Genomic DNA, 21,530 nt, shown 5'->3' with positions numbered 1-21,530 from the left:
GGCTATTGCGGCAAGTGCTTTGCCGCAATAGCCCGCAGGTGCTTAGACGTTAAAGCGGAAGTGCATCACGTCGCCGTCCTTGACCACGTATTCCTTGCCTTCCAGGCGCCATTTACCGGCTTCCTTGGCACCGGCTTCACCCTTGAACTGGATGAAGTCGTTGTAGGCGATGACTTCGGCGCGGATAAAGCCTTTTTCGAAGTCGGTGTGGATCACGCCAGCGGCTTGTGGCGCGGTGGCGCCGACCTTGACGGTCCAGGCGCGGACTTCTTCGACGCCGGCGGTGAAGTAGGTCTGCAGGTGCAGCATTTCGTAGCCGGCGCGGATCACGCGGTTCAGGCCAGGTTCTTCCAGGCCCAGGGCTTCGAGGAACATGTCTTTCTCTTCGCCGTCTTCGAGCTCGGCGATCTCGGCTTCGATCTTGTTGCAGACCGGCACCACCATGGCGCCTTCTTCTTCGGCAATGGCCAGGACGACGTCGAGCAGCGGGTTGTTCTCGAAACCGTCTTCAGCGACGTTGGCGATGTACATGACCGGCTTGGTGGTCAGCAGATGGAAGCCACGAATCACCGCTTTCTCATCGGTGCTCATGTTCTTCATCAGGCTGCGCGCAGGCTTGCCTTCGGTGAAGTGTGCGATCAGCTGTTCCAGCAGGGCCTTCTGGACCACGGCGTCCTTGTCACCACCCTTGGCGTTGCGGGTGACTTTCTGCAGTTGTTTCTCGCAGCTGTCGAGGTCGGCGAAGATCAGTTCCAGGTCGATGATTTCGATGTCGCGCTTGGGGTCGACGCTGTTGGAGACGTGAATCACGTTCTCGTCTTCGAAGCAGCGGACCACGTGGGCGATGGCATCGGTTTCACGGATGTTGGCCAGGAACTTGTTGCCCAGGCCTTCACCTTTCGAGGCGCCGGCCACCAGGCCTGCGATGTCGACGAATTCCATGGTGGTCGGCAGGATGCGCTTTGGATTGACAATGGCTGCCAGGGCTTCCAGGCGCTTGTCCGGCATCGGCACGATACCGGTGTTCGGCTCGATGGTGCAGAAGGGGAAGTTCTCGGCCGCGATCCCGGATTTGGTCAGGGCGTTGAACAGGGTGGACTTGCCGACGTTAGGTAGGCCGACGATGCCGCAATTGAATCCCATGGTGTTTCCCCTTGGATAAGAGTCAGGCCTTCTGGCTGTGCAGGTTTTTCATCGCGCGGTTCCATTCACCGGCGAGGATATCCGGCAGCACGCCGAGGGCAAAGTCGATGCTGGCATCGAGTTTTTCCTGTTCGGCGCGTGGCGCACGACCCAGGACGAAATTTGAAACCATACTGGCAACGCCCGGGTGGCCAATGCCAAGCCGCAGGCGGTGAAAGGTATTCTGATTGCCCAGCTGCGCGATGATGTCGCGCAACCCGTTGTGACCGCCATGGCCGCCGCCCTGCTTGAGCTTGGCGACGCCGGGTGGCAGGTCGAGTTCGTCGTGGGCCACCAGGATTTCTTCAGGCGTGATGCGAAAGAAACCGGCAAGTGCCGCCACGGCCTGGCCGCTGCGGTTCATGTAGGTGGTGGGAATCAACAGGCGAACATCCTGACCCTGATGCGAATAACGCCCGGTCAGGCCGAAATATTTGCGATCGGCCACAAGGTTGACCCCTTGCTTTTCGGCGATGCGCTCAACAAAAAGGGCCCCTGCGTTATGCCGGGTCTGTTCGTATTCAGCGCCTGGATTACCCAGGCCAACGATCAGTTTGATGGCAGTCACGATAGGGGCCCTTCCTTGGAGTGGTGGATAACATCGCAGCAACCGGGTGTTGCGGCGAAAGTGGACGACAAGTGCTCATTTACCATTATGTAAACTCCGCGTTACCGCCCGCTTTCTCGCTACGTTCCAGTCCGCGATGTTTCCTGGTCACTCCGGCATTGCAGAGTAATTACTCTGCAGCGCCTTCTTCAGCTTCTGGAGCAACACGTGGAGCGTGAACGTTGGCAACAGCCTTGTCATCGCCGTGTGCCAGAGCAACAAACTCAACGCCTTTAGGGGCTTTGAGGTCAGACAGGTGAATGATCGCGCCGATTTCGGCGTTAGCCAGATCGACTTCGATGAATTCAGGCAGGTCTTTTGGCAGGCAGGTCACTTCGATTTCAGAAACAACGTGCGAAACTTCGCCGCCTTTCTTGATCGGAGCTTCTTCGCCAACAAAGTGTACAGGCACGATAGCGGTCAGTTTCTGGCCAGCTACAACGCGTACGAAGTCAGCGTGCATCACGTGGCCTTTGGCCGGGTGACGCTGCAGAGCTTTGATGATTACGTTTTGCTTGGTGCCGCCAACGTTCAGCTCGATGATGTGGCTGTAAGCCGCTTCGTTTTCGAGCAGTTTGGCAACTTCTTTAGCCAGCATGCTGATGGATTCAGGGGCTTTTTCGCCACCGTAAACTACAGCTGGAACCAGGCTTGCGAGACGACGCAGGCGGCGGCTCGCACCTTTCCCCAGGTCGGAACGCACTTCAGCATTCAGAGTAAAATCGTTCATGTTGTATCTCCAAAATAACCACATTCGCCCCAGCGTTTGCGACCAGCGCTAAAGGCGATATGGGCAAAAAAGCCCCGCCCCGACAGGAATGCCGGGGCGGGGCGCTTTTCGTCAGAACAATGTTCGAGAAGGGCAGGGCCCTTAACGGAACATCGCGCTGATCGATTCTTCATTGCTGATGCGGCGAACCGCCTCGGCAACTACCGGCGCGATATCCAGTTGACGGATACGCGAGCAGGCTTGAGCAGCTGCGGACAACGGGATGGTGTTAGTCACCACCAGTTCGTCCAGCATGGAATTTTCGATGTTTTCGATCGCCCGACCCGACAGTACCGGGTGCGTGCAATAAGCGAAAACCTTGGCTGCGCCATGCTCTTTCAAGGCCTTGGCCGCGTGGCACAGAGTGCCGGCGGTATCGACCATGTCATCGACCAGAATACAGGTACGCCCTTCGACATCACCGATGATATGCATCACTTCAGAGTGATTGGCTTTCTCACGGCGTTTGTCGATGATCCCGAGATCCACGCCCAGGGATTTGGCAACAGCCCGTGCACGCACGACGCCACCAATGTCCGGGGACACGATCATCAGGTTTTCGAAGCGCTGATCTTCGATGTCATCCACCAAGACGGGGGAGCCGTAGATGTTATCTACCGGAATATCGAAGAAACCCTGGATTTGGTCAGCATGCAGATCAACCGTGAGAACACGATCGATGCCGACTACGGTAAGCATGTCAGCCACGACTTTCGCGCTGATAGCCACACGTGCGGAACGCGGACGGCGATCCTGACGGGCATAACCAAAGTAAGGAATAACAGCAGTGATACGAGTAGCCGAGGAGCGGCGGAAGGCATCAGCCATCACTACCAGTTCCATCAGGTTATCGTTGGTCGGAGCGCAAGTCGGCTGAATAATGAAGACATCTTTACCGCGGACGTTTTCATTGATCTCTGCAGTAATTTCGCCGTCGGAAAACTTGCCGACAGAGATGTCACCGAGAGGGATATGCAGCTGACGTACAACACGCCGAGCCAGATCGGGGTTAGCGTTCCCCGTAAAGACCATCATCTTGGACACGCGCAGTACCTGAAGGCTGAGGGTAACCTGGATGAGTATAGGAAAATGGCAGGGGCGGCTGGATTCGAACCAACGCATGGCAGGATCAAAACCTGCTGCCTTACCGCTTGGCGACGCCCCTGTATCTGTTGCATCGAGTGCCTGGCACTCGGTTCCTTTAGAGCAGATTTTGCAGCTTGCGATGCAACATCGAAACGTTGCTTCCTTTTGCTACAAACCCTGTAAGGGTCTCTGTAAGAAGGGCCGAGACTTTATCAGCTTCAGCTTTGCTTGGGAAGCCCCCAAACACACAACTTCCAGTTCCGGTGAGTTTTGCTTCGGTAAAATTACCTAACAAATTCAATGCGTTACGTACTTCTGGATAACGCCTTGCTACCACCGGCAAGCAGTCATTTCGACTGTTTCCCTTGGGAACGGGGCGCACTTTAATGGGCGCGGAGTTACGTGTCAACAGCGGATCTGAAAAAATTTCTGCTGTACTTACAGAGACTTGCGGTACAAGCACCAGATACCACGGTTCTTCGGGTTCTACAGGGGTCAGTTTTTCGCCGACGCCTTCGGCAAAAGCCGCATGGCCGCGCACGAATACCGGGACGTCGGCGCCCAGTGTCAGGCCCAGGCTGGCCAGGCGATCTTCATCCCAACCCAGCTGCCACAAGTGATTCAGTCCGAGCAAAGTGGTCGCCGCATTCGAGCTGCCGCCGCCGATACCGCCGCCCATCGGCAGGACCTTTTCGATCCAGATGTCGATCCCCAGCGGGCATGCCGATTGTTCCTGGAGTTTTTTTGCGGCTTTCACGATCAGGTTGCTGTCGTGGGGCACATCGGCGAACTCGGTGTGCAGGCGGATCACGCCGTCATCGCGCACGGCGAAAGTGATTTCATCGCCGTAGTCGAGGAACTGAAAAATGGTCTGCAGTTCGTGGTAACCGTCTTCCCGGCGACCCAGAATGTGCAGCATCAGGTTGAGTTTGGCCGGGGAGGGCAGGGTCAGTCGCTGTGCGGTCATCTCACTGCCCTAGCTTGCGCGGTTGCCATTCCTTGATCACCAGCGTGACATCAAGGTCGCTGCCGTGCAGTTTGATCCGCTCGGGCAGCCAATAGCCGTTCTGTTGCGCGTAGCTCAGGTATTCCACCTGCCAGCCATCCTGCTCAAGGGTCGCCAGGCGGCTGTCGGCGTCAAGGCTCAGGCGACTTTTGCTGTCAGGCGCGGGCAATCCACGGACCCACCATGACAGGTGGGACACCGGCAGCTTCCAGCCCAGTTGTTCTTCGAGCAGGGTTTCCGGGGTGGCAGCGTCATAGCGGCCCTGGTTGGCGACTTCCAGCGACACTTTGCCCGGGCGCCCGGTCAGGCGTGCGGCCCCACGACCCAGTGGGCCGGACAGACGGATGTCGTAGTAATCCTGGCGTTGCAGCCAGAACAACGTGCCGCTACCCGAATCCTTTGGTGCGCGAATGCCGATCTTGCCGTTGATCTGCCAGCCGTCGAGGCCGGTCAGTTGCTGTTTGTGCTCGCGCCATTGCGCGGGGTTGCCATGGCCCTCTACCGATTCACGGGAGCCGAAGCTGGAGCAGCCGGCGAGCAAGGCGATAAAACTGAAAGCAATAACGTGGCGCAAAAACATAGTCTTAAAGAGTCTCTGATCCGGTCAGGCGCTTGATGGTGCTGCGCAGGAGAGGGCTGTCGGGTTGGTCCTTGAGGAACTTGCTCCAGATCTGCCGGGCTTCGCGCTGCTTGCCATTGGCCCACAGCACTTCGCCCAGGTGGGCAGCAACTTCCTGATCGGGGAAGCGTTCCAGCGCCTGGCGCAGCAGGCGCTCTGCTTCATCCAGGTTACCCAGGCGGAAGTTCACCCAGCCCAGGCTATCGAGTACGGCAGGGTCTTCAGGGTTCAATTGATGAGCCCGTTCGATCAGATCCTTGGCTTCGGCATAGCGCGTGGTGCGGTCCGACAGGGTGTAGCCCAGGGCATTGAGTGCCATGGCATTGTCCGGCTCGCGCTTGAGGATCAGGCGCAGGTCTTTTTCCATCTGCGCCAGATCATTGCGTTTTTCCGCCTGCATGGCCCGGGTGTACAGCAGGTTCAGGTCGTCGGGGTACTGCAACAACGCCTGCTGGAGGACTTTCCAGGCGCGGTCGCCCTGATTGTTCGCCGACAGGGTCTCGGCTTCGATCAGGTACAGCTGGATTGCGTAGTCAGGCTGGGCATCGCGCGCGGCGCCCAGGCGTTTCTCGGCCTCATCGGTGCGGCCGTTGTTCATCAGGATTTCGGCCTGGCGCAGTTGAGCCGGCAGGTAATCGTTGCCGGGGCCCACTTGCTCGTACTCGGCCAGTGCGCCTTGCGGGTCATTGAGCTCTTCGGCGATGCGGCCCAGGTTCAGGTGCGCCGAGTCGACATGGCTTTCGCGGGCGATCAGGTCTTCCAGGTAACCCTTGGCTTCCTGCCAGGCCTTGGCTTCGAGGCACACCAGGGCGAGGGAATAACGCAGCTCGTCGTCTTCCGGATATTGCTGCACCAGGCTGGAGAACTGCACTTTGGCGTCGTCCATGCGGTCCTGTTCGACCAGCATGCGTGCATAGGTCAGGCGCAGGCGCTTGTCGTCCGGGTATTGGCGAATGCTTTTTTCCAGCAGCGGCAGCGCTTCCTTGCCTCGGTTGAGGCTTTGCAGCAGACGCGCACGCAGCAGCAGCGGCGCGACTTCACCGTCTTCCGGCGGGTTCTGCTCGAGCAAGGTCAGGGCGCCCTGACCATCGCCGTCCTGTTGCAGCAGCAAGGCTTTGCCGAAAATCAGCTGGCCGTTGTTCGGGTGCTTCTGCAGCAAGCGGTCGAAACTCTTCATCAGGCCGTTGCGCGTGTCCTGGTCGGTATCGGCAGCCGACAGCGCAAGAAAATCGAAATGGGTGTCGCCCTTGCCCTGCAGGACCTTCTCCATATAGACCATGGAGTCGTCATAGCGACCGCTGCGCGCCAACTGTATGGCGGCTGCGCGCTGTGCTTCGAGGTCGTCGGGAGCGTTTTTGGCCCAGATCAGCGAGGTATCGAGTGCTGCCTGGTCGGCGCCCAGGTATTCGGCAATGCGAAAGGCTCTTTCGGAGATGCCCGGGTCCTGAGTGTTGATGGCCTGGGTCACGTAGTTGTCCAGGGCAATGTCAAAACGATTGCGCTGGCCAGCCAGTTCCGCACTCAACAGGCTGAAGACCGTGTCTTCACTGAACGAGGCGTAAACCGTGGGCTTTTCAGGGGCGGGGGCATTGTCTTCAACCGGCGGCGTACCGTCCGACGAAACGGGTGCCAAGGCCTGGCAGCCGCTGAGGAAGACAAAAGCGAGGAGCAACGCGGAAGATCTATTCATATAGGAAGAGGACGACTAACCTGCGGTCGGATCATCATGACACAAGCCTTCGGTCAAACATAACCGAGACTCAATGGGACGCCAGAACAGAGGCCGTCTATTAGTGTATGCGCAAAAACGGCCTGCGCTGAGACCATGGGGCACGCTGGGCGCCCTTGGCGCTACGCGCAAACAGACTCGGAATGCTCATTTAGGCCACTAAATTCCGCTTCCTCGTCTGCTTTCGCCGTGCCTGATCTTCGCTCGACGAGTTTTTGCTCAAAACTAGGACAATAGTCGGCAGTGGTTGTTCTGAATCTTTCGAAGTAGGACAATTGCCGGCTTCTCGACATCATCAGCGACCTTGAATGGCCTTCCTTGCACTCGGTATTAACCACAAGACTGCTTCAGTAGACGTCCGCGAGCGCGTGGCCTTTACCCCTGAGCAGTTGGTTGAGGCCTTGCAGCAGCTCTGCCGCCTCACCGACAGCCGCGAAGCTGCGATCCTCTCCACCTGCAATCGCAGTGAGCTTTATATAGAACAGGATCAGCTTTCGGCGGATATCGTGCTGCGCTGGCTGGCGCAATACCATCATTTGAACGTCGATGACCTGCGCGCCAGTGCTTATGTGCACGAAGATGATGCGGCAGTTCGTCACATGATGCGCGTGGCATCCGGGCTCGATTCCCTGGTGTTGGGCGAACCGCAGATTCTCGGGCAGATGAAGTCGGCCTACGCCGTGGCGCGTGAAGCCGGGACGATCGGCCCGCTGTTGGGCCGCCTGTTCCAGGCCACGTTCAGCGCTGCCAAGCAAGTGCGCACCGACACCGCCATCGGCGAAAACCCGGTTTCCGTGGCGTTTGCCGCGGTCAGCCTGGCCAAACAGATTTTCAGCGACCTGCAACGCAGCCAGGCCCTGCTGATCGGCGCTGGCGAGACCATTACCCTGGTCGCCCGCCATCTGCATGACCTGGGAGTCAAGCGCATCGTGGTCGCCAACCGCACTCTGGAGCGGGCAAGCATTCTTGCCGAGCAGTTCGGCGCCCATGCGGTGCTGCTCTCGGATATTCCCCAGGAGTTGGTGCACAGCGACATCGTCATCAGTTCGACCGCCAGCCAGTTGCCGATTCTCGGCAAGGGCGCGGTGGAAAGTGCGCTGAAGCTGCGCAAGCACAAGCCGATTTTCATGGTGGATATCGCCGTCCCTCGGGATATCGAGCCGGAAGTCGGCGAGTTGGACGACGTTTACCTGTACACCGTCGACGATCTTCACGAAGTGGTCGCGGAAAACCTCAAGAGCCGTCAAGGCGCGGCCCAGGCGGCGGAAGAGCTGGTGAATATCGGCGCCGAGGACTTCATGGTGCGCCTGCGCGAGCTGGCGGCGGTGGATGTGCTCAAGGCCTATCGTCAACAAAGCGAGCGCCTGCGGGACGAAGAATTGCAAAAGGCCCTGCGCCTGCTGGCCAACGGCGGCAGTGCCGAAGATGTGCTGGCGCAACTGGCCCGTGGCCTGACCAACAAATTGCTGCATGCGCCCAGCGTTCAGTTGAAGAAACTGACCGCTGAAGGCCGCCTCGATGCGTTGGCCATGGCCCAAGAACTTTTTGCCCTCGGTGAGGGCTCGTCGGATAGCTCTTCGGATAAAAAACCGCAATGAAAGCGTCACTGCTCAATAAACTGGACATCCTCCAGGACCGTTTCGAGGAATTGACCGCCTTGCTCGGCGACGGCGAAGTCATTGCCGATCAGACCAAGTTCCGCGCGTATTCCAAGGAGTACGCCGAAGTCGAGCCGATCGTCAGCGCCTATAAGCAGGTGCTCAAGGTCCAGGCCGACCTCGAAGGTGCCCAGGCGCTGCTCAAGGACAATGATCCGGACATGCGCGAAATGGCCGTGGAAGAAGTCCGCGAAGCCAAGGAGCAAATGCTGGAGCTGGAAAGCACCCTGCAACGCATGCTGCTGCCCAAGGACCCCAACGACGGGCGCAACGTGTTCCTGGAGATCCGCGCCGGCACCGGTGGCGACGAAGCGGCGATTTTCTCCGGCGACCTGTTCCGCATGTATTCGCGCTACGCCGAACGGCGTGGCTGGCGACTGGAGATCCTCTCGGAAAACGAGGGTGAGCACGGCGGCTATAAAGAAGTCATTGCCCGAGTCGAGGGCGACAACGTCTACGGCAAGCTCAAATTCGAATCTGGCGCGCACCGTGTGCAACGGGTGCCGGCCACCGAGTCCCAGGGCCGTATCCACACCTCGGCCTGCACCGTGGCGGTATTGCCGGAGCCGGACGAGCAGGAGGCGATCGAGATCAACCCGGCGGATCTGCGGGTCGATACCTACCGCTCTTCCGGTGCCGGTGGCCAGCACGTGAACAAGACCGACTCGGCGATCCGCATCACGCACTTGCCCTCCGGGATCGTGGTCGAGTGTCAGGAAGAGCGCTCGCAGCACAAGAACCGGGCGCGGGCCATGTCCTGGCTGTCGGCCAAGCTCAATGACCAGCAGACCAGCGCCGCCGCCAATGCCATTGCCAGCGAGCGCAAGCTGCTGGTGGGTTCGGGGGATCGTTCCGAGCGCATCCGTACCTACAACTTCCCCCAGGGCCGGGTGACCGATCACCGTGTCAACCTGACCCTGTATTGCCTCGACGACATTCTTGCCGGTGGCGTCGACGCGGTTATCGAGCCGTTGCTGGCCGAGTACCAGGCGGATCAACTTGCAGCATTGGGTGAGTAAATGACCATCATCGCCAGCCTGCTGCGCGCAGCTCAATTGCCTGATTCGCCGACGGCGCGTCTGGATGCCGAGTTGCTGCTCGCCGCCGCCCTGGGCAAGCCGCGCAGCTTCCTGCACACCTGGCCGGAGCGCATCGTGCCCAGCGAGGCCGCGTTGACCTTCGCCGACTATCTGCAGCGCCGTCGTTCCGGCGAGCCGGTGGCCTATATCCTCGGCCAGCAGGGTTTCTGGAAGCTCGACCTGGAAGTCGCGCCGCACACCCTGATCCCACGGCCTGACACCGAGCTGTTGGTGGAAGCCGCCCTGGAACTGCTGCCCGCCACACCGGCCAAGGTGCTCGACCTGGGCACCGGCAGCGGCGCGATTGCCCTGGCCCTGGCCAGCGAGCGCCCGGCGTGGAAGGTCACGGCGGTCGACCGAGTGCTGGAAGCCGTGGCCCTGGCCGAGCGCAACCGCCAGCGCTTGCAGTTGAACAACGTCACGGTGCTCAGCAGCCACTGGTTCAGCGCCCTGCACGCGCAACGCTTTGACCTGATTATCAGCAACCCGCCCTACATCGCAGCGGCCGACCCACACCTGGCGGCCGGCGACGTGCGTTTCGAGCCGGAAAGTGCGCTGGTCGCAGGGCCGGATGGCCTGGATGACCTGCGCTTGATCATCGCCCAGGCCCCGCAGCACCTTGAAGCCGGCGGCTGGTTGATGCTCGAACACGGCTACGATCAGGCGGCGGCCGTGCGCGATTTGCTGCTCGGCCAGGGGTTTGATGAGGTGCACAGCCGAGTCGATCTGGGTGGCCATGAACGCATCAGCCTGGGGCGCCTGCCGTGCTGAATGACCAGGAGCTGTTGCGCTATAGCCGACAGATTCTGTTGCAGCATGTCGATATCGACGGCCAATTGCGCCTCAAACACAGCCGCGCCCTGATTGTCGGCCTCGGCGGCCTCGGAGCGCCGGTGGCCTTGTACCTGGCGGCGGCCGGGGTCGGTGAGTTGCATTTGGCCGACTTCGACAGCGTCGACCTGACCAACCTGCAACGCCAGATCATCCATGACACCGACAGCGTCGGCATGAGCAAGGTGGACTCGGCGATCCGCCGCCTCACCGCGCTCAACCCGCAGGTGCACCTGGTGCCGCACCGCACTGCGCTGGACGAGGATTCCCTGGCGGCGGCGGTGTCCGCCGTCGACCTGGTGCTCGATTGCAGCGACAACTTCGCCACCCGGGAGGCGGTCAACGCGGCCTGTGTCGCGGCCGGCAAACCCCTGGTCAGCGGCGCGGCGATTCGCCTTGAAGGCCAATTGTCGGTGTTCGATCCACGGCGCGCCGAAAGCCCGTGCTACCACTGTTTATACGGGCACGGCAGCGACGCCGAGCTGACCTGCAGCGAAGCCGGAGTGCTCGGGCCCCTGGTCGGCATGGTCGGCAGCCTGCAAGCGCTCGAAGCGTTGAAGTTGCTCGCCGGCTTCGGTGAACCCCTGGTAGGACGCCTGCTGTTGATCGATGCGCTGGGTTCACGTTTTCGTGAGTTGCGGGTCAAGCGTGACCCAGGGTGCAGTGTCTGTGGGCCCACACATGGGTGAAGCGCCCATCGCGGTATTCGACTCCGGTATCGGCGGCTTGTCGGTGCTGGCGGAAATCCAGCAGCGCCTGCCTGGCGAGTCACTGTTGTACTTCGCCGACTGTGGGCACATTCCTTACGGCGAGAAAACCCCGGAATTTATCCGTCAGCGCTGTGGCGTGATGGCGCGCTTCTTTCGTGAGCAGGGGGCCAAGGCCCTGGTGCTGGCCTGCAACACCGCGACGGTGGCGGCGGTGGCCGAGTTGCGCCGCGATTACCCGCAGTGGCCGATCGTGGGCATGGAGCCCGCGGTCAAGCCCGCTGCCGCCGCGACCCGCAGTGGCGTGGTCGGGGTGCTGGCGACCACCGGCACCTTGAAGAGCGCCAAGTTCGCGGCCTTGCTCGACCGTTTTGCCACCGATATCAAGGTCATCACCCGGCCTTGCCCGGGCCTGGTGGAACTGATCGAGGCCGGTGACCTGCACAGTCCGGCGTTGCGCGAGCTGTTGCAGAGTTATGTCGACCCACTGCTGGCCGCAGGATGCGACACCATCATTCTGGGCTGCACCCATTACCCCTTTCTCAAGCCTCTGCTCAAGCCGATGCTGCCCGCCCACATCAGCCTGATCGACACCGGCGCCGCCGTGGCCCGGCAATTGGAGCGCCTGCTCGACGAGCAGCAATTGCGTGCTCAGGGCCCGGCGCGCGAAGCGCAGTTCTGGACCAGTGGCAATGTGCCGCACTTCAAGCATATTCTTCCGCTGTTGTGGCACAGTAGCGGCGTTGTACACCCTTTCGATTTGTAAAAAAAACGTGAAAAAAAGCGGAATAGCGCTGAACTTCTGATTCCGCGCGGATTTCTATAGCTTGTCTGTACGATCGTACAACAACATACAAAAACGTTTAAAAAGGATGTTCGTGATGAAGCGTCTGTTCTGTTTGGCCGCGCTTGCGGCCGCACTCTTGGGGCAAAGTTTTAGTGCACAGGCCGCTGGCGTCGAATTCGCCGTAGGCCAGACCAGCGACTCGACCCAGACTTACCGCCTGGGCATGCAGTTCGACTGGGACAAGAGCTGGTTGCAAAGCGATGTCGGTCGCCTGACCGGCTACTGGAGTGGGGCCTACACCTATTGGGATGGCGACAAGAAGTCGAGCAACCACAGCCTGTCGTTCTCGCCGGTGCTGGTGTATGAGTTCTCCGGTGAAAACGTCAAACCGTACGTTGAAGCGGGGATCGGGGTCGCGCTGTTCAACCACACCGAAGTCGAGAGCAACAAACTGGGGTCAGCCTTCCAGTTTGAAGACCGGATTGGTTTCGGCCTGCGCTTCGCCGGCGGGCACGAAGTGGGCATTCGTGCCACTCACTACTCCAACGCCGGTATCAGCAGCAACAACGACGGCGTAGAGAGTTACGCGCTGCACTACACCATGCCGTTGTAAGCCGCACGCCGCAGCCGTATTAACGGCTGCGGTCAGCGATACGCCGTGGCGATGCCACGGCGTTCGGTGAGGCAGTCGGCTTCGCCCATCTCGAACTCCCGGCAGATCAGCGGGCGCTTCTCGTAGATGGTGCACATCATGCTGTTGCGATCCAGCGCGGCGCACCAGCCGTCATCCAGGCGCAGCATGACTTCGCCCCCCCAGTCATCGGTATCGATAAACCGTTCAGGCACACCGGTGTCGGTGATCAGCATGACTTCCAGCTGGCAGCAGCACGCCGCGCAGGTGGAGCAGGTGACCGCAGGTTCAGCAATCTGGGTGTGGGGGATGGTGTTCATAGGCGCGCAGTGTAAGGCAGTGGGACCGGGCTGTGTGAATGCACTGACGGACGCTTAGCCTGCGGATGTGCGCAGTTGCCCATTGGGCAGATGCCTGGCCATCAGTTGCAGCAAGGGAAAGACCACGGCCCAGAGCAACCCCAGGCCAATCAGCGTCGGCCACAACCCATACGGAAATTGCACCCCCGCCAGGCGCCCACCGGCGTAGTACGACAGCGGCCCGCTGAACGCGCCCAACAGGCTCGCCAGCCACCAGGGCCTGGCGCACCAGGCCAGGCAATGGCGCAAGGTGGTGCCCAGCAGGGCCCAGAGCAGCATCAGCCACAGCGGGATCAGCAACGTGACTTCCTTGAACTGAAACACCCCCAGCCAATGCAGGAAGCTGTCGATCGAGATGCCGAACAGCATCACGCTGAAGATCAGTCGACCCTCTTCGGCCCACTGGTTTATCCACAGCAAATGAATCACCAGCACGCCCAGCCCCAGCAGCAGCCAGGGGCCGTCACCGCCCATCACGCAGGCGAACCAGCCCAGCTGGAACAGCCCCGCATTGGCCAGGCGTTTACGCATTGAAGCGTCCCAGCAACGGCTCGGGGGCCGCCGCAGGCTTGGCCAGCAGTAACTGTGCGGTGCCGATGGTGCGTTCCAGGAAGCCACCTTCGCAGTAGCACAGGTAGAACTCCCACAGCCGCAGGAAGTACTGGTCGTAACCCAGTTCGACCAGACGCCCATGGGCGCGGCGGAAGTTCTCGTGCCACAGGCGCAGGGTGCGCGCGTAATGCAGGCCGAAGTCCTCCATGTGCAGCAGATTCATGTCGGTGTCGCGGCTGACGATCTCCAGCATCTTCTGCACGCAGGGCAGGGCGCCGCCGGGGAAGATGTAGCGCTGGATGAAGTCGACGTTGTTTTTCGCCTGCTCATAACGCTGGTCGCGGATGGTGATGGCTTGCAGCAGCATCAGGCCGTTGCTCTTGAGCAGGTGTGCGCACTGCTTGAAGTAGGTCGGCAGGAAGTGGTGGCCGACGGCTTCGATCATCTCGATCGACACCAGCTTGTCGTACTGCCCGGTGAGGTCGCGGTAATCCTCCAGCAGCAGGGTCACCTGGTCTTGCAGGCCCAGTTGGTCGATGCGCTGGCGGGTAAAGGCGAACTGCTCCCTGGACAGGGTCGTGGTGGTGACCTTGCAGCCATAGTTCTGCGCGGCGTACAGCGCCATGCTGCCCCAGCCGGTGCCGATTTCCAGCAGGTGGTCGGACGGTTGCAGGGCAAGCTTCTGGCAGATGCGCTCCAGCTTGTTCAATTGCGCCTGCTCCAAGGTGTCTTCGCTGCTGCGAAACTGCGCCGCCGAATACATCATGGTCGGGTCGAGAAACTGTTCGAACAGCTCATTGCCCAGGTCGTAGTGGGCGGCGATGTTTTTCTGCGAGCCCTTGCGCGTATTGCGGTTGAGCCAGTGCAGGCCCTGGATCAACGGCCGGCCCAATTTGGCCAGTCCGCCCTCCAGGCCATCAAGTACCTCCAGGTTGCTGACAAACACCCGTACCACGGCGGTCAGGTCCGGGGTGCTCCAGTAGCCGTGGATAAAGGCTTCGCCGGCGCCGATCGAACCGTTGCTGGCGACCAGGCCCCAGACTGCCGCATCGAGAATATGAATCTCCCCCAGCAGCTTGGCTCCGGCACTGCCGAACACATGGCGTTCGCCGTCCTCGATCAGCACCAGTTGTCCGTGCTTGAGCTGTGCCAGCTGACGCAGCACGCCACGGCGCAGGAGATTGCCGGTCAGGCCATTGGTGCTCAACAGGCTGGCCTTGGCCGATACGCTAGAGGATTTCATGGCGGCGATCCTTGGGTTGTACAGCGGCGGTTTTATAGGTGCCATCGGCAGCCTGATGGGAAACAAGGGGAATGCGTTTGAGCAGCAGGCGCAGGGCTTGCCAGTAGATGGCCAGGCAGGTCTTGGCGGTCATCCACGGAAAGCGCCGCAGGTAGGCGTGCAAACTGGAGCGGTCGAGAGCCTGGCGTTGCAGGTTGAGGGTGGCGTCAAACAGCTTGAACTCGCCCTGCCAGTCGGCCATGTGCACCCCCAGGCGCTCGCCGGGGGGGCTGAAGCTCATGCGGTATTCCAGGTCCCGGGGCATGAACGGCGAGACATGAAAGGCCTTGGTCACAGCGAAGTGCTGGTGCTCGGCGGTCGTCGCAGCCTGGGCCGGCAGCACGTAGTGATAGCGCTCGCGCCACGGGGTGTTGGTGACTTCACAGAGAATCGCCGCCAGTTGCCCGTTGCTTTCGAAACAGTAGAAAAAGCTCACCGGGTTGAACGACAGGCCCCAACTGCGGACCTGGGTCAACAGGCACACCGCGCCGCCGGGTACATGGCCGATGGCGGCCGCCACCTGCTGGCGCACCGCATCGATCAGGGGCATGCCCTGGCTGGTGAAGGCCTTCAGGTAATCGCTTTCGCGCAGGGAAAATGGCGCAAAACGGCTGCTGCCAGCCAGGGGCGAGAGGCTGAACACCTGCTTTTGTTCATCCAGATCCAGGTACAGCAGGCCGATGCGATAGCGAAACGCGTGGCACTTGGGCGCAAAGCGTCGATGGCCGATCCAGCCGCTGTACAGGGCGCTGTTCACAATTGTTCCCCGAACGCCTGGGCCACGCGCAGGGCGCTGACCACGCCGTCTTCATGGAAGCCGTTGGCCCAATAGGCACCGCAGTAGAAGCTGTGTTGCGCGCCTTGCAACTCTTGCCAGCGACCTTGAGCGGCCACTGCGCCAAGGCTGTATTGCGGGTGGGCGTAGGTGTAGCGCGCCAGGACCTTGGAGGGGTCGATGGCGGCGCTCTGGTTGAGGCTGACGCAAAAGGTGGTCGAGCTTTGCAGGCCCTGGAGGATGTTCATGTCATAGGTGACAGCCGCCTGGGTGTCGCTGCTGCCGTCCAGGCGATAGTTCCAGCTGGCCCAGGCCAGCTTGCGTTGCGGCAACAACCGGGTGTCGGTGTGCAGCACCACGTCGTTGTCGGCATAGGGCAGGGCGCCGAGGATCTCCCGCTCGGCATCGCTGGGCGCGGCCAGCAGGCTCAGGGCCTGGTCGCTGTGGCAGGCGAACACCACTTTGTCGAAGCGTTCGCTGCCGGCGGCACTGTGGATCAGCACGCCGGACAGGTCGCGCTCGACCCGGCTGACCGGGCAGTTCAGGCGAATGCGCTCGTGAAACGTGGCACTCAGCGGTTCGATATAGCGGCTGGAGCCGCCTTCGATCACGCACCACTGCGGGCGATTGCTCACCGACAGCAGGCCGTGGTTCTTGAAGAAGCGCACAAAGAACTGCAACGGAAAGCCGCGCATCTCCACCAGAGACATCGACCAGATCGCCGCGCCCATGGGCACGATGTAGTGCTGAATAAAACGCTCGCCGTAGCCCTGGTCTCGCAGGTAGTCGCCGAGGGTGGTGTCGGGCGCGATCCGCTGCTGCTGCAAGTCGCGCAGGGCCTCTTTATTGAAGCGCAGAATGTCCCGCAGCATGCCCCAGAACCCCGGCGACAGCAGGTTGCGGCGCTGGGCGAACAGGCTGTTGAGGTTATTGCCGTTGTACTCCAGCCCCGATTGCGCATCGCACACCGAGAAACTCATCTCGGTGGGTTTGAACGGCACGCCGATCTGCCCCAGCAGGCGAATGAAGTTGGGGTAGGTCCAGTCGTTGAACACGATAAAGCCGGTGTCCACCGCGTGGGTTTCGCCCGCCACGCTGACATCCACCGTGTGGGTGTGGCCGCCGACCCAGCTGCCGGCCTCGAACACCGTGATGTCGTGGCGGCGATTGAGCAGGTAGGCGCTGGTCAGCCCGGAGATGCCACTGCCGATGATGGCGATTTTCATGAGGCGCTCCCGGTCGGCGAGGCGTTGCGTGCCATGCGTTTGCCGATCGCCAGTTGCCAGCGCCCCGGCAGCCAGGACAGCAGTTTGAGGCCGGCGATAAAGCCGGCCGGAAAGGCGATTTCCAAAGGCCGCTGTGACAGGTGCTGGTTGATATGGCGTGCCGCCTTGGCGGCCGGCCAGCTCATGGGCATGGGGAAGTCGTTGCGGGCGGTGAGCGGGGTTTCGACAAAGCCCGGGCTGACCACGGTCACATCGATGCCCTCGGCCGCGAGGTCGATACGCAGTGATTGCAGCAGGTAGCGCAAGGCGGCCTTGGAGGCGCCGTAGGCTCCGGCCCGGGGCAGCGGCAGGTAGGTCACCGAGCTGGCGACACCCACCAGGTGCGGCCGATTGCCGACGCGCAGCAAGGGCAGGGCGGCTTCGATGCAATGGCAGCTGGCCGTCAGGTTGCTGCGCATCACTTGCTCGACCAGTTCGGCCTTGAACTGCTGCACGTCAATGTATTCACAGGTGCCCGCATTGAGAATCGCCGTGTCCAGCGCGCCCCACGCCAGGGCGATCTGTTCGCCGATCTGGCGCACCTGCTCGGGGTCGGTGAGGTCGCCCGGCACCACCAGCACTTGTCCGGGAAAGCGCAGTGCCAGGGCATCGAGCGGGGCACGGGTGCGCGCGCTGAGGGCCAGGTGCGCGCCACCCAGCAACAGTTCTTCAGCGAGTGCCGCGCCGATGCCGCTGCTGGCGCCGGTCAGCCAGATACGCCGGGGCATGGCCGCCTTCATCCGATTCTCCTTTTCAGCCAGGCAATCACCCGGCCGATGATGGGCAGGTGCTGATACAGCAGCGCGCCGGCGTCGAAATAGTCGTGGTGGCGATAGACCCGACCGTTGCGCCACTGCAGGTGGGAGCAGCCATCGACGTGGATGGTCTGGCCGGCATTGAGTCGAGGGTGGCTGTAGCTCATGGTCCAGCGCAGGTAACCCTGGCCGTCGTCCACCTGGTCCATGCCGGAAAAGACGAACTGCAAATGGCTGACGTTGGCGTACAGCTCGCTGAAGTATTCACGCAGGCGCGGCAACCCCTGCACCTCGTGCAGCGGGTCGGTGAACTGGATGTCCGGGCTGTACAGCGAGTACAGGCGCTCGAGGTTATGTTTGTCGAGGCTGGCAAAGACGCGGGCGAAGTCGCGCAGGAATTCACTCATGGCCGGCTCCGACATCCATCCGTGGCGGCAGGCTCTTGAAGGCCGCCAGGGCGCGTTCGCGAGACTGCGACAGGTTGACGATCGGCGCCGGGTAATCGGCCACGCCGAACAGGCCACCCAGGGCCGCCGGGTTGTGCACGTCCTTTTTGTTCAGCGCCGCCAGTTGCGGCAGCCAATGCTTGATAAAGCGCCCTTCGCTGTCGAACTTCTGCGATTGACTCAGGGGGTTGAAGATACGGAAGTAGGGCGCTGAATCGGTCCCGGTGGAGGAACTCCATTGCCAGCCGCCATTGTTCGCCGCCAGGTCGCCGTCGATCAGGTGACGCATGAAAAAGCGTTCGCCTTCACGCCAGTCGAGCAACAGGTTTTTGGTGAGGAACATAGCCACCACCATCCGCAGGCGATTGTGCATCCAGCCGGTTTCCAGCAACTGGCGCATGGCGGCGTCGATGATCGGCAGGCCGGTGCGCGCCTCCTGCCAGGCCGCCAGTTCCTCGGGAGCGTGGCGCCAGGCCACGGCTTCGGTTTCCGGGCGAAAGGCGCGGTGCCGCGAGACCCGTGGGTAGCCCACCAGGATGTGTTTGTAGAATTCGCGCCACAGCAGTTCGTTGATCCAGGTGACGGCGCCGACGCTGCCACTTTCGAACTCGCCCTGATTGGCTTGCAGCGCTGCATGCAGGCATTGGCGTGGCGACACCACTCCTGCAGCCAGGTAAGGCGACAGCTGGCTGGTGCCGGGTTTGGCGGGGAAATCCCGCTCGCCCTGGTAGTAGTCGATCTGGGCATCGGCGAAATGCTCCAGGCGTTTGCGCGCCTGATCTTCACCGGCGGGCCAGAGATCGCGCAGGCTTTGGCTGGGACGGGCGAAACCTTCGACCTGCTGCGGCACCGGGTCGGCTTTCAAGGCCATCGGGGCTTGCACCCGAGGGGCGCTGACCAGGCCCGGCAAGCTGCCGTGCAAACGGCTGTAGCAGACTTTGCGAAACTGGCTGAAGACTTGGAAATAGGTGCCGCTCTTGGTCAGTACGCTGCCCGGCTGAAACAGCAATTGATCGAGGTAGTTGTGGAAGCCGATGCCGTTGTTTTCCAACTTCTCGGCCACCGCCGCGTCGCGCCGGCTTTCGTGAATGCCGTATTCGTCGTTGCAGTGCAGGCCCTGGATCTGCAGCTCCTGGCACAGGTTCAACAGCACGTTGGGTGCCTGATCCCAGGTGGCGGCGTGGCGGATCAGCAGCGGGATGTTGCGTTCGCCCAGGGCTTCGCTCAGCCGGTGCAGGTTGCGCAGCCAGAAGTCGACTTTGCACGGCGCGTCATCGTGGGCCAGCCACTGTTCCGGGCTTAGCAGGTACACGGCCACGGTCGGGCCGCGTGCGGCAGCGGCGCTGAGGGCGGTGTTGTCATGTAGGCGCAGGTCACTGCGTAGCCAGATCAGTTGCATGGTGATTCCTGGATCAGAGAAGTCCTCGCTGGGTCAGGGCCTGGTGTGCCGAGATCGGGTCTTCGGCCAGGAGCAGATCAGCGATTTCAGTGGTACATACGGTCAGTTCGGCGCAGTGGATGCATACCGTTGGTCCGGCAATCAATGTCGGGCAGTTCAGCCCGCTCAGCAGCCGTGGCAGCTGCCCGAGGTGAATGGACTTGCTCGAATACAGCAGCACGCACCGGGCCTGCAGGTGCTCGGCGGCCAGGGCCAGTTCGCCGACGGGCAGCGGCCAGTCGAAGACTTCCACCGGGCAGTCGGCGCTGCTGATCAGCCAGGCGCTGAGCCACAGGTGCGGCTCCAGCGGCAGGTCCGAGTGGTTGATCAGCAGCAGCGGCGCGCCTTGCAATTGGCGGTTGTTGTGATAGATCCGCGCGCCCAGCTTGCTGCGCAGCCAGGAGTAGAAAAACACCCGCTCCATCTGCGCGCCGAACTGGCCTTGCCAGCGTTGTTCGAGCTCGGCCAGTAGCGGGATCAAAAGCTGTTCGCACAGGGTTCGGGGTGGGTACAGGGCCATGGCCTGGTTGAAGGTGTCGTCGACCTTGCGCTCGGCCAACTGGCTGATGGCCAGGGTCAGGCTCTGGCGCAGGCTATGCCAGTCGTTTGCCGCCGGCACGCTGAAGGCCGGGGTGGAGCCCAGCAGGTGCTTGACCTGACTCACGGCAACACCGCGATTGAGCCAGGTGAGAATGGTCAGGATCTGTTGCACATGCTCTTCGGAAAACAGCCGGTGGCCCTTGGGGGTGCGCTGCGGCACGATCAGGCCGTAGCGCCGTTCCCAGGCGCGCAGGGTGACCGCGTTGACGCCGGTGCGGCGCGCCACTTCCCGGATCGGCAGCCAGCCCTGTTCCAGCGCCTGACCGTAGTCGGTGGCGGTTTGCGGATCATCGGATGCAGGTTCGCTCATGGCTCAGATCGCATTGCGCAGGCTGAGGTTTTCCGGGTGTGGCTGCAGGTAGACCTGCTGCGCCACGTACGGGTCAGGATGCTGGCGCAGGTGGTGCTTGAGCAGGGTCAGCGGCACCACCAAGGGGATGATGCCGTGGCGGTACTGGCCGATCAGTTGCTGCATTTCCTGGCGGTCGTCGGCGCTGATGGTCTGCTTGAAATAGCCGCTCAGGTGCTGCAGGACATTGGTGTGGGTGCCGCGGGTGGCGCATTTTTTCAGCGCGCTCATCAGCTCGCTGAAATACTGCGGGCCGATCAGTGCTGGGTCGCCCTTGCCCATGCTGCCCAGCAGGTGGCCCAGGCTTTTGTAGTGCAAGGGACTGTGGGCCATCAGCAGGTATTTGTAGCGCGAGTGGAATTCCATCAGGCCACGGCGGGTCAGGCCTTGCTTGAGCAACTCCTGCCAGGCGCTGTAGGCGAATACCCGGGTCAGGAAGTTTTCCCGCAGCACCGGGTCGTTGAGGCGGCCGTCTTCTTCCACCGGCAGATTGGGGTGTTTGGCGCAGAACGCCTGGGCGTAGATGCCGCGTCCGCTGTGCTCGGCGGGCCGCCCTTTGTCCTGATAGACCTTGACCCGCTCCATGCCGCAGGAGGGGGATTTCTGCATCAGGATATAGCCGCAGATGTCGCCCAGTTCGGCCGCCATCCGGGTGCCGTAATCAGCCAGCGGCTGAGTCACGTCTAGCGTGCGGTCGACGGTGCCGACGGCTTGCGGCTGCTGTGGATCGCCGACCAGGCGGATCGGCTCGCGGGGGGTGCCCAGGCCGATCGCGACTTCGGGGCATACCGCAACGAAGTCGAAGTACTCGCTCAGGACTCGGCTGCACAGGCGAGATTCCTTGTGCCCGCCGTTGTAGCGCACCTCGGCGCCCATCAGGCAGGCGCTGATGGCGATTTTCGGTTTGCTCTGGGGAACGGTGATATCGGGCATCAAGGCACCTCCGGCCAATACCTGTACAGAATTAATACCCTGTACAACTTTGCTCTATCATAGATTCAAAGCTGTACAAGTCAAA

Annotated in this window: 23 protein-coding genes and 1 tRNA gene; 6 read left to right on the top strand and 18 right to left on the bottom strand. The window is 61.5% G+C overall.

The genetic code is table 11. The features are described from left to right. Nucleotides 1–42 precede the first annotated feature (42 nt). The 8 genes from ychF to ACOZJV_RS25170 all read right to left on the bottom strand — a co-directional run bounded on the left by ychF (nt 43) and on the right by ACOZJV_RS25170 (nt 6,959). On the bottom strand, nt 43–1,143 hold the full coding sequence (gene ychF, locus ACOZJV_RS25205) for a redox-regulated ATPase YchF (RefSeq protein WP_020297648.1): 1,101 nt from the start codon (nt 1,141–1,143) through the stop codon (nt 43–45). 22 nt (nt 1,144–1,165) lie between these two features. Continuing rightward, nucleotides 1,166–1,750: an aminoacyl-tRNA hydrolase gene (pth, locus tag ACOZJV_RS25200; protein ID WP_078472449.1), complete on the bottom strand. Its 585-nt coding sequence runs from the start codon at nt 1,748–1,750 to the stop codon at nt 1,166–1,168. Between the two features lie 169 nt (nt 1,751–1,919). Continuing rightward, the gene (locus ACOZJV_RS25195; protein ID WP_020297646.1) at nt 1,920–2,519 is read right to left on the bottom strand and encodes a 50S ribosomal protein L25/general stress protein Ctc; all 600 of its coding nucleotides are present in this window, start codon (nt 2,517–2,519) and stop codon (nt 1,920–1,922) included. Nucleotides 2,520–2,660: 141 nt separating this feature from the next. Beyond that, on the bottom strand, nt 2,661–3,602 hold the full coding sequence (locus ACOZJV_RS25190) for a ribose-phosphate pyrophosphokinase (protein WP_003208392.1): 942 nt from the start codon (nt 3,600–3,602) through the stop codon (nt 2,661–2,663). A gap of 46 nt (nt 3,603–3,648) precedes the next feature. Further along, nucleotides 3,649–3,723, bottom strand: a tRNA-Gln gene (locus ACOZJV_RS25185). Between the two features lie 36 nt (nt 3,724–3,759). Beyond that, nucleotides 3,760–4,611 (bottom strand): 4-(cytidine 5'-diphospho)-2-C-methyl-D-erythritol kinase, encoded by an 852-nt coding sequence (gene ispE / locus ACOZJV_RS25180; protein ID WP_421548751.1) that lies wholly within the window; start codon nt 4,609–4,611, stop codon nt 3,760–3,762. Between the two features lies 1 nt (nt 4,612). Next, complete coding sequence (gene lolB / locus ACOZJV_RS25175; protein WP_201127908.1) at nt 4,613–5,230, bottom strand: lipoprotein insertase outer membrane protein LolB; 618 nt, start codon at nt 5,228–5,230, stop codon at nt 4,613–4,615. A 4-nt stretch (nt 5,231–5,234) separates the two neighbouring features. Beyond that, nucleotides 5,235–6,959: a tetratricopeptide repeat protein gene (locus ACOZJV_RS25170; protein ID WP_421548750.1), complete on the bottom strand. Its 1,725-nt coding sequence runs from the start codon at nt 6,957–6,959 to the stop codon at nt 5,235–5,237. Between the two features lie 347 nt (nt 6,960–7,306). Between ACOZJV_RS25170 and hemA the strand changes: the two genes are divergently transcribed. The 6 genes from hemA to ACOZJV_RS25140 all read left to right on the top strand — a co-directional run bounded on the left by hemA (nt 7,307) and on the right by ACOZJV_RS25140 (nt 12,673). Beyond that, on the top strand, nt 7,307–8,596 hold the full coding sequence (gene hemA / locus ACOZJV_RS25165; RefSeq protein ID WP_020297641.1) for a glutamyl-tRNA reductase: 1,290 nt from the start codon (nt 7,307–7,309) through the stop codon (nt 8,594–8,596). Beyond that, complete coding sequence (gene prfA / locus ACOZJV_RS25160) at nt 8,593–9,675, top strand: peptide chain release factor 1 (RefSeq protein WP_421548749.1); 1,083 nt, start codon at nt 8,593–8,595, stop codon at nt 9,673–9,675. The genes hemA and prfA overlap by 4 nt, the downstream gene beginning before the upstream one ends. Next, nucleotides 9,676–10,506, top strand: coding sequence for a peptide chain release factor N(5)-glutamine methyltransferase (prmC, locus tag ACOZJV_RS25155; protein WP_421548748.1), 831 nt, complete (start codon nt 9,676–9,678; stop codon nt 10,504–10,506). Beyond that, nucleotides 10,500–11,255, top strand: coding sequence for a molybdopterin-synthase adenylyltransferase MoeB (locus tag ACOZJV_RS25150; RefSeq protein ID WP_421548747.1), 756 nt, complete (start codon nt 10,500–10,502; stop codon nt 11,253–11,255). The genes prmC and ACOZJV_RS25150 overlap by 7 nt, the downstream gene beginning before the upstream one ends. Then, entirely contained in the window at nt 11,248–12,039 is a 792-nt protein-coding gene (murI, locus tag ACOZJV_RS25145; RefSeq protein WP_078472442.1) for a glutamate racemase, read from the top strand. The genes ACOZJV_RS25150 and murI overlap by 8 nt, the downstream gene beginning before the upstream one ends. A gap of 115 nt (nt 12,040–12,154) precedes the next feature. Then, a complete protein-coding gene (locus ACOZJV_RS25140) occupies nt 12,155–12,673 on the top strand; it encodes an acyloxyacyl hydrolase (protein ID WP_078472441.1) in 519 nt (172 codons plus the stop codon). Between the two features lie 32 nt (nt 12,674–12,705). On the opposite strand, the gene ACOZJV_RS25135 is transcribed toward ACOZJV_RS25140, so the two are convergent. From ACOZJV_RS25135 to ACOZJV_RS25090, 10 genes are read right to left on the bottom strand one after another with little or no spacing between them, the layout of a single operon-like run. Next, a complete protein-coding gene (locus tag ACOZJV_RS25135) occupies nt 12,706–13,011 on the bottom strand; it encodes a YkgJ family cysteine cluster protein (protein ID WP_020297635.1) in 306 nt (101 codons plus the stop codon). 54 nt (nt 13,012–13,065) lie between these two features. Beyond that, on the bottom strand, nt 13,066–13,581 hold the full coding sequence (locus ACOZJV_RS25130; protein ID WP_078472440.1) for a DUF2878 domain-containing protein: 516 nt from the start codon (nt 13,579–13,581) through the stop codon (nt 13,066–13,068). After that, nucleotides 13,574–14,845, bottom strand: coding sequence for an SAM-dependent methyltransferase (locus tag ACOZJV_RS25125; protein WP_078472439.1), 1,272 nt, complete (start codon nt 14,843–14,845; stop codon nt 13,574–13,576). Before ACOZJV_RS25125 ends, ACOZJV_RS25130 begins: the two co-directional genes overlap by 8 nt. Beyond that, the gene (locus ACOZJV_RS25120; protein WP_421548746.1) at nt 14,832–15,641 is read right to left on the bottom strand and encodes a DUF1365 domain-containing protein; all 810 of its coding nucleotides are present in this window, start codon (nt 15,639–15,641) and stop codon (nt 14,832–14,834) included. The genes ACOZJV_RS25125 and ACOZJV_RS25120 overlap by 14 nt, the downstream gene beginning before the upstream one ends. Continuing rightward, on the bottom strand, nt 15,638–16,885 hold the full coding sequence (locus tag ACOZJV_RS25115) for an NAD(P)/FAD-dependent oxidoreductase (RefSeq protein ID WP_421548745.1): 1,248 nt from the start codon (nt 16,883–16,885) through the stop codon (nt 15,638–15,640). The genes ACOZJV_RS25120 and ACOZJV_RS25115 overlap by 4 nt, the downstream gene beginning before the upstream one ends. Beyond that, nucleotides 16,882–17,664: an SDR family NAD(P)-dependent oxidoreductase gene (locus tag ACOZJV_RS25110; RefSeq protein ID WP_421548744.1), complete on the bottom strand. Its 783-nt coding sequence runs from the start codon at nt 17,662–17,664 to the stop codon at nt 16,882–16,884. Before ACOZJV_RS25110 ends, ACOZJV_RS25115 begins: the two co-directional genes overlap by 4 nt. Beyond that, the gene (locus tag ACOZJV_RS25105; RefSeq protein ID WP_421548743.1) at nt 17,661–18,086 is read right to left on the bottom strand and encodes a nuclear transport factor 2 family protein; all 426 of its coding nucleotides are present in this window, start codon (nt 18,084–18,086) and stop codon (nt 17,661–17,663) included. Before ACOZJV_RS25105 ends, ACOZJV_RS25110 begins: the two co-directional genes overlap by 4 nt. Beyond that, nucleotides 18,079–19,524 (bottom strand): deoxyribodipyrimidine photo-lyase, encoded by a 1,446-nt coding sequence (gene phrB / locus ACOZJV_RS25100; RefSeq protein WP_078472434.1) that lies wholly within the window; start codon nt 19,522–19,524, stop codon nt 18,079–18,081. The genes ACOZJV_RS25105 and phrB overlap by 8 nt, the downstream gene beginning before the upstream one ends. Before the next feature lie 13 nt (nt 19,525–19,537). Further along, nucleotides 19,538–20,473, bottom strand: a complete 936-nt coding sequence (locus ACOZJV_RS25095; RefSeq protein WP_421548742.1) for a MerR family transcriptional regulator — start codon at nt 20,471–20,473, stop codon at nt 19,538–19,540. A gap of 3 nt (nt 20,474–20,476) precedes the next feature. Further along, on the bottom strand, nt 20,477–21,445 hold the full coding sequence (locus ACOZJV_RS25090; RefSeq protein WP_078472432.1) for a YbgA family protein: 969 nt from the start codon (nt 21,443–21,445) through the stop codon (nt 20,477–20,479). Nucleotides 21,446–21,530: the final 85 nt, after the last annotated feature.

The sequence above is a fragment of the Pseudomonas sp. QD4 genome (assembly GCF_049199125.1).
Classification (GTDB): Bacteria; Pseudomonadota; Gammaproteobacteria; order Pseudomonadales; family Pseudomonadaceae; genus Aquipseudomonas.
The sequence above is the reverse complement of the archived record's forward strand: the minus strand, read 5'-3'. Positions and strand labels throughout refer to the sequence as shown.

Coding starts and splice junctions, on each gene's coding strand:
- ychF (WP_020297648.1), bottom strand. CDS start 1,143: ATGGGATTCAATTGCGGCATCGTCGGCCTACCTAACGTCGGCAAGTCC.
- ACOZJV_RS25195 (WP_020297646.1), bottom strand. CDS start 2,519: ATGAACGATTTTACTCTGAATGCTGAAGTGCGTTCCGACCTGGGGAAA.
- ispE (WP_421548751.1), bottom strand. CDS start 4,611: ATGACCGCACAGCGACTGACCCTGCCCTCCCCGGCCAAACTCAACCTG.
- lolB (WP_201127908.1), bottom strand. CDS start 5,230: ATGTTTTTGCGCCACGTTATTGCTTTCAGTTTTATCGCCTTGCTCGCC.
- ACOZJV_RS25170 (WP_421548750.1), bottom strand. CDS start 6,959: ATGAATAGATCTTCCGCGTTGCTCCTCGCTTTTGTCTTCCTCAGCGGC.
- hemA (WP_020297641.1), top strand. CDS start 7,307: ATGGCCTTCCTTGCACTCGGTATTAACCACAAGACTGCTTCAGTAGAC.
- prfA (WP_421548749.1), top strand. CDS start 8,593: ATGAAAGCGTCACTGCTCAATAAACTGGACATCCTCCAGGACCGTTTC.
- prmC (WP_421548748.1), top strand. CDS start 9,676: ATGACCATCATCGCCAGCCTGCTGCGCGCAGCTCAATTGCCTGATTCG.
- murI (WP_078472442.1), top strand. CDS start 11,248: ATGGGTGAAGCGCCCATCGCGGTATTCGACTCCGGTATCGGCGGCTTG.
- ACOZJV_RS25140 (WP_078472441.1), top strand. CDS start 12,155: ATGAAGCGTCTGTTCTGTTTGGCCGCGCTTGCGGCCGCACTCTTGGGG.
- ACOZJV_RS25135 (WP_020297635.1), bottom strand. CDS start 13,011: ATGAACACCATCCCCCACACCCAGATTGCTGAACCTGCGGTCACCTGC.
- ACOZJV_RS25130 (WP_078472440.1), bottom strand. CDS start 13,581: ATGCGTAAACGCCTGGCCAATGCGGGGCTGTTCCAGCTGGGCTGGTTC.
- ACOZJV_RS25125 (WP_078472439.1), bottom strand. CDS start 14,845: ATGAAATCCTCTAGCGTATCGGCCAAGGCCAGCCTGTTGAGCACCAAT.
- ACOZJV_RS25115 (WP_421548745.1), bottom strand. CDS start 16,885: ATGAAAATCGCCATCATCGGCAGTGGCATCTCCGGGCTGACCAGCGCC.
- ACOZJV_RS25110 (WP_421548744.1), bottom strand. CDS start 17,664: ATGAAGGCGGCCATGCCCCGGCGTATCTGGCTGACCGGCGCCAGCAGC.
- ACOZJV_RS25105 (WP_421548743.1), bottom strand. CDS start 18,086: ATGAGTGAATTCCTGCGCGACTTCGCCCGCGTCTTTGCCAGCCTCGAC.
- phrB (WP_078472434.1), bottom strand. CDS start 19,524: ATGCAACTGATCTGGCTACGCAGTGACCTGCGCCTACATGACAACACC.
- ACOZJV_RS25095 (WP_421548742.1), bottom strand. CDS start 20,473: ATGAGCGAACCTGCATCCGATGATCCGCAAACCGCCACCGACTACGGT.
- ACOZJV_RS25090 (WP_078472432.1), bottom strand. CDS start 21,445: ATGCCCGATATCACCGTTCCCCAGAGCAAACCGAAAATCGCCATCAGC.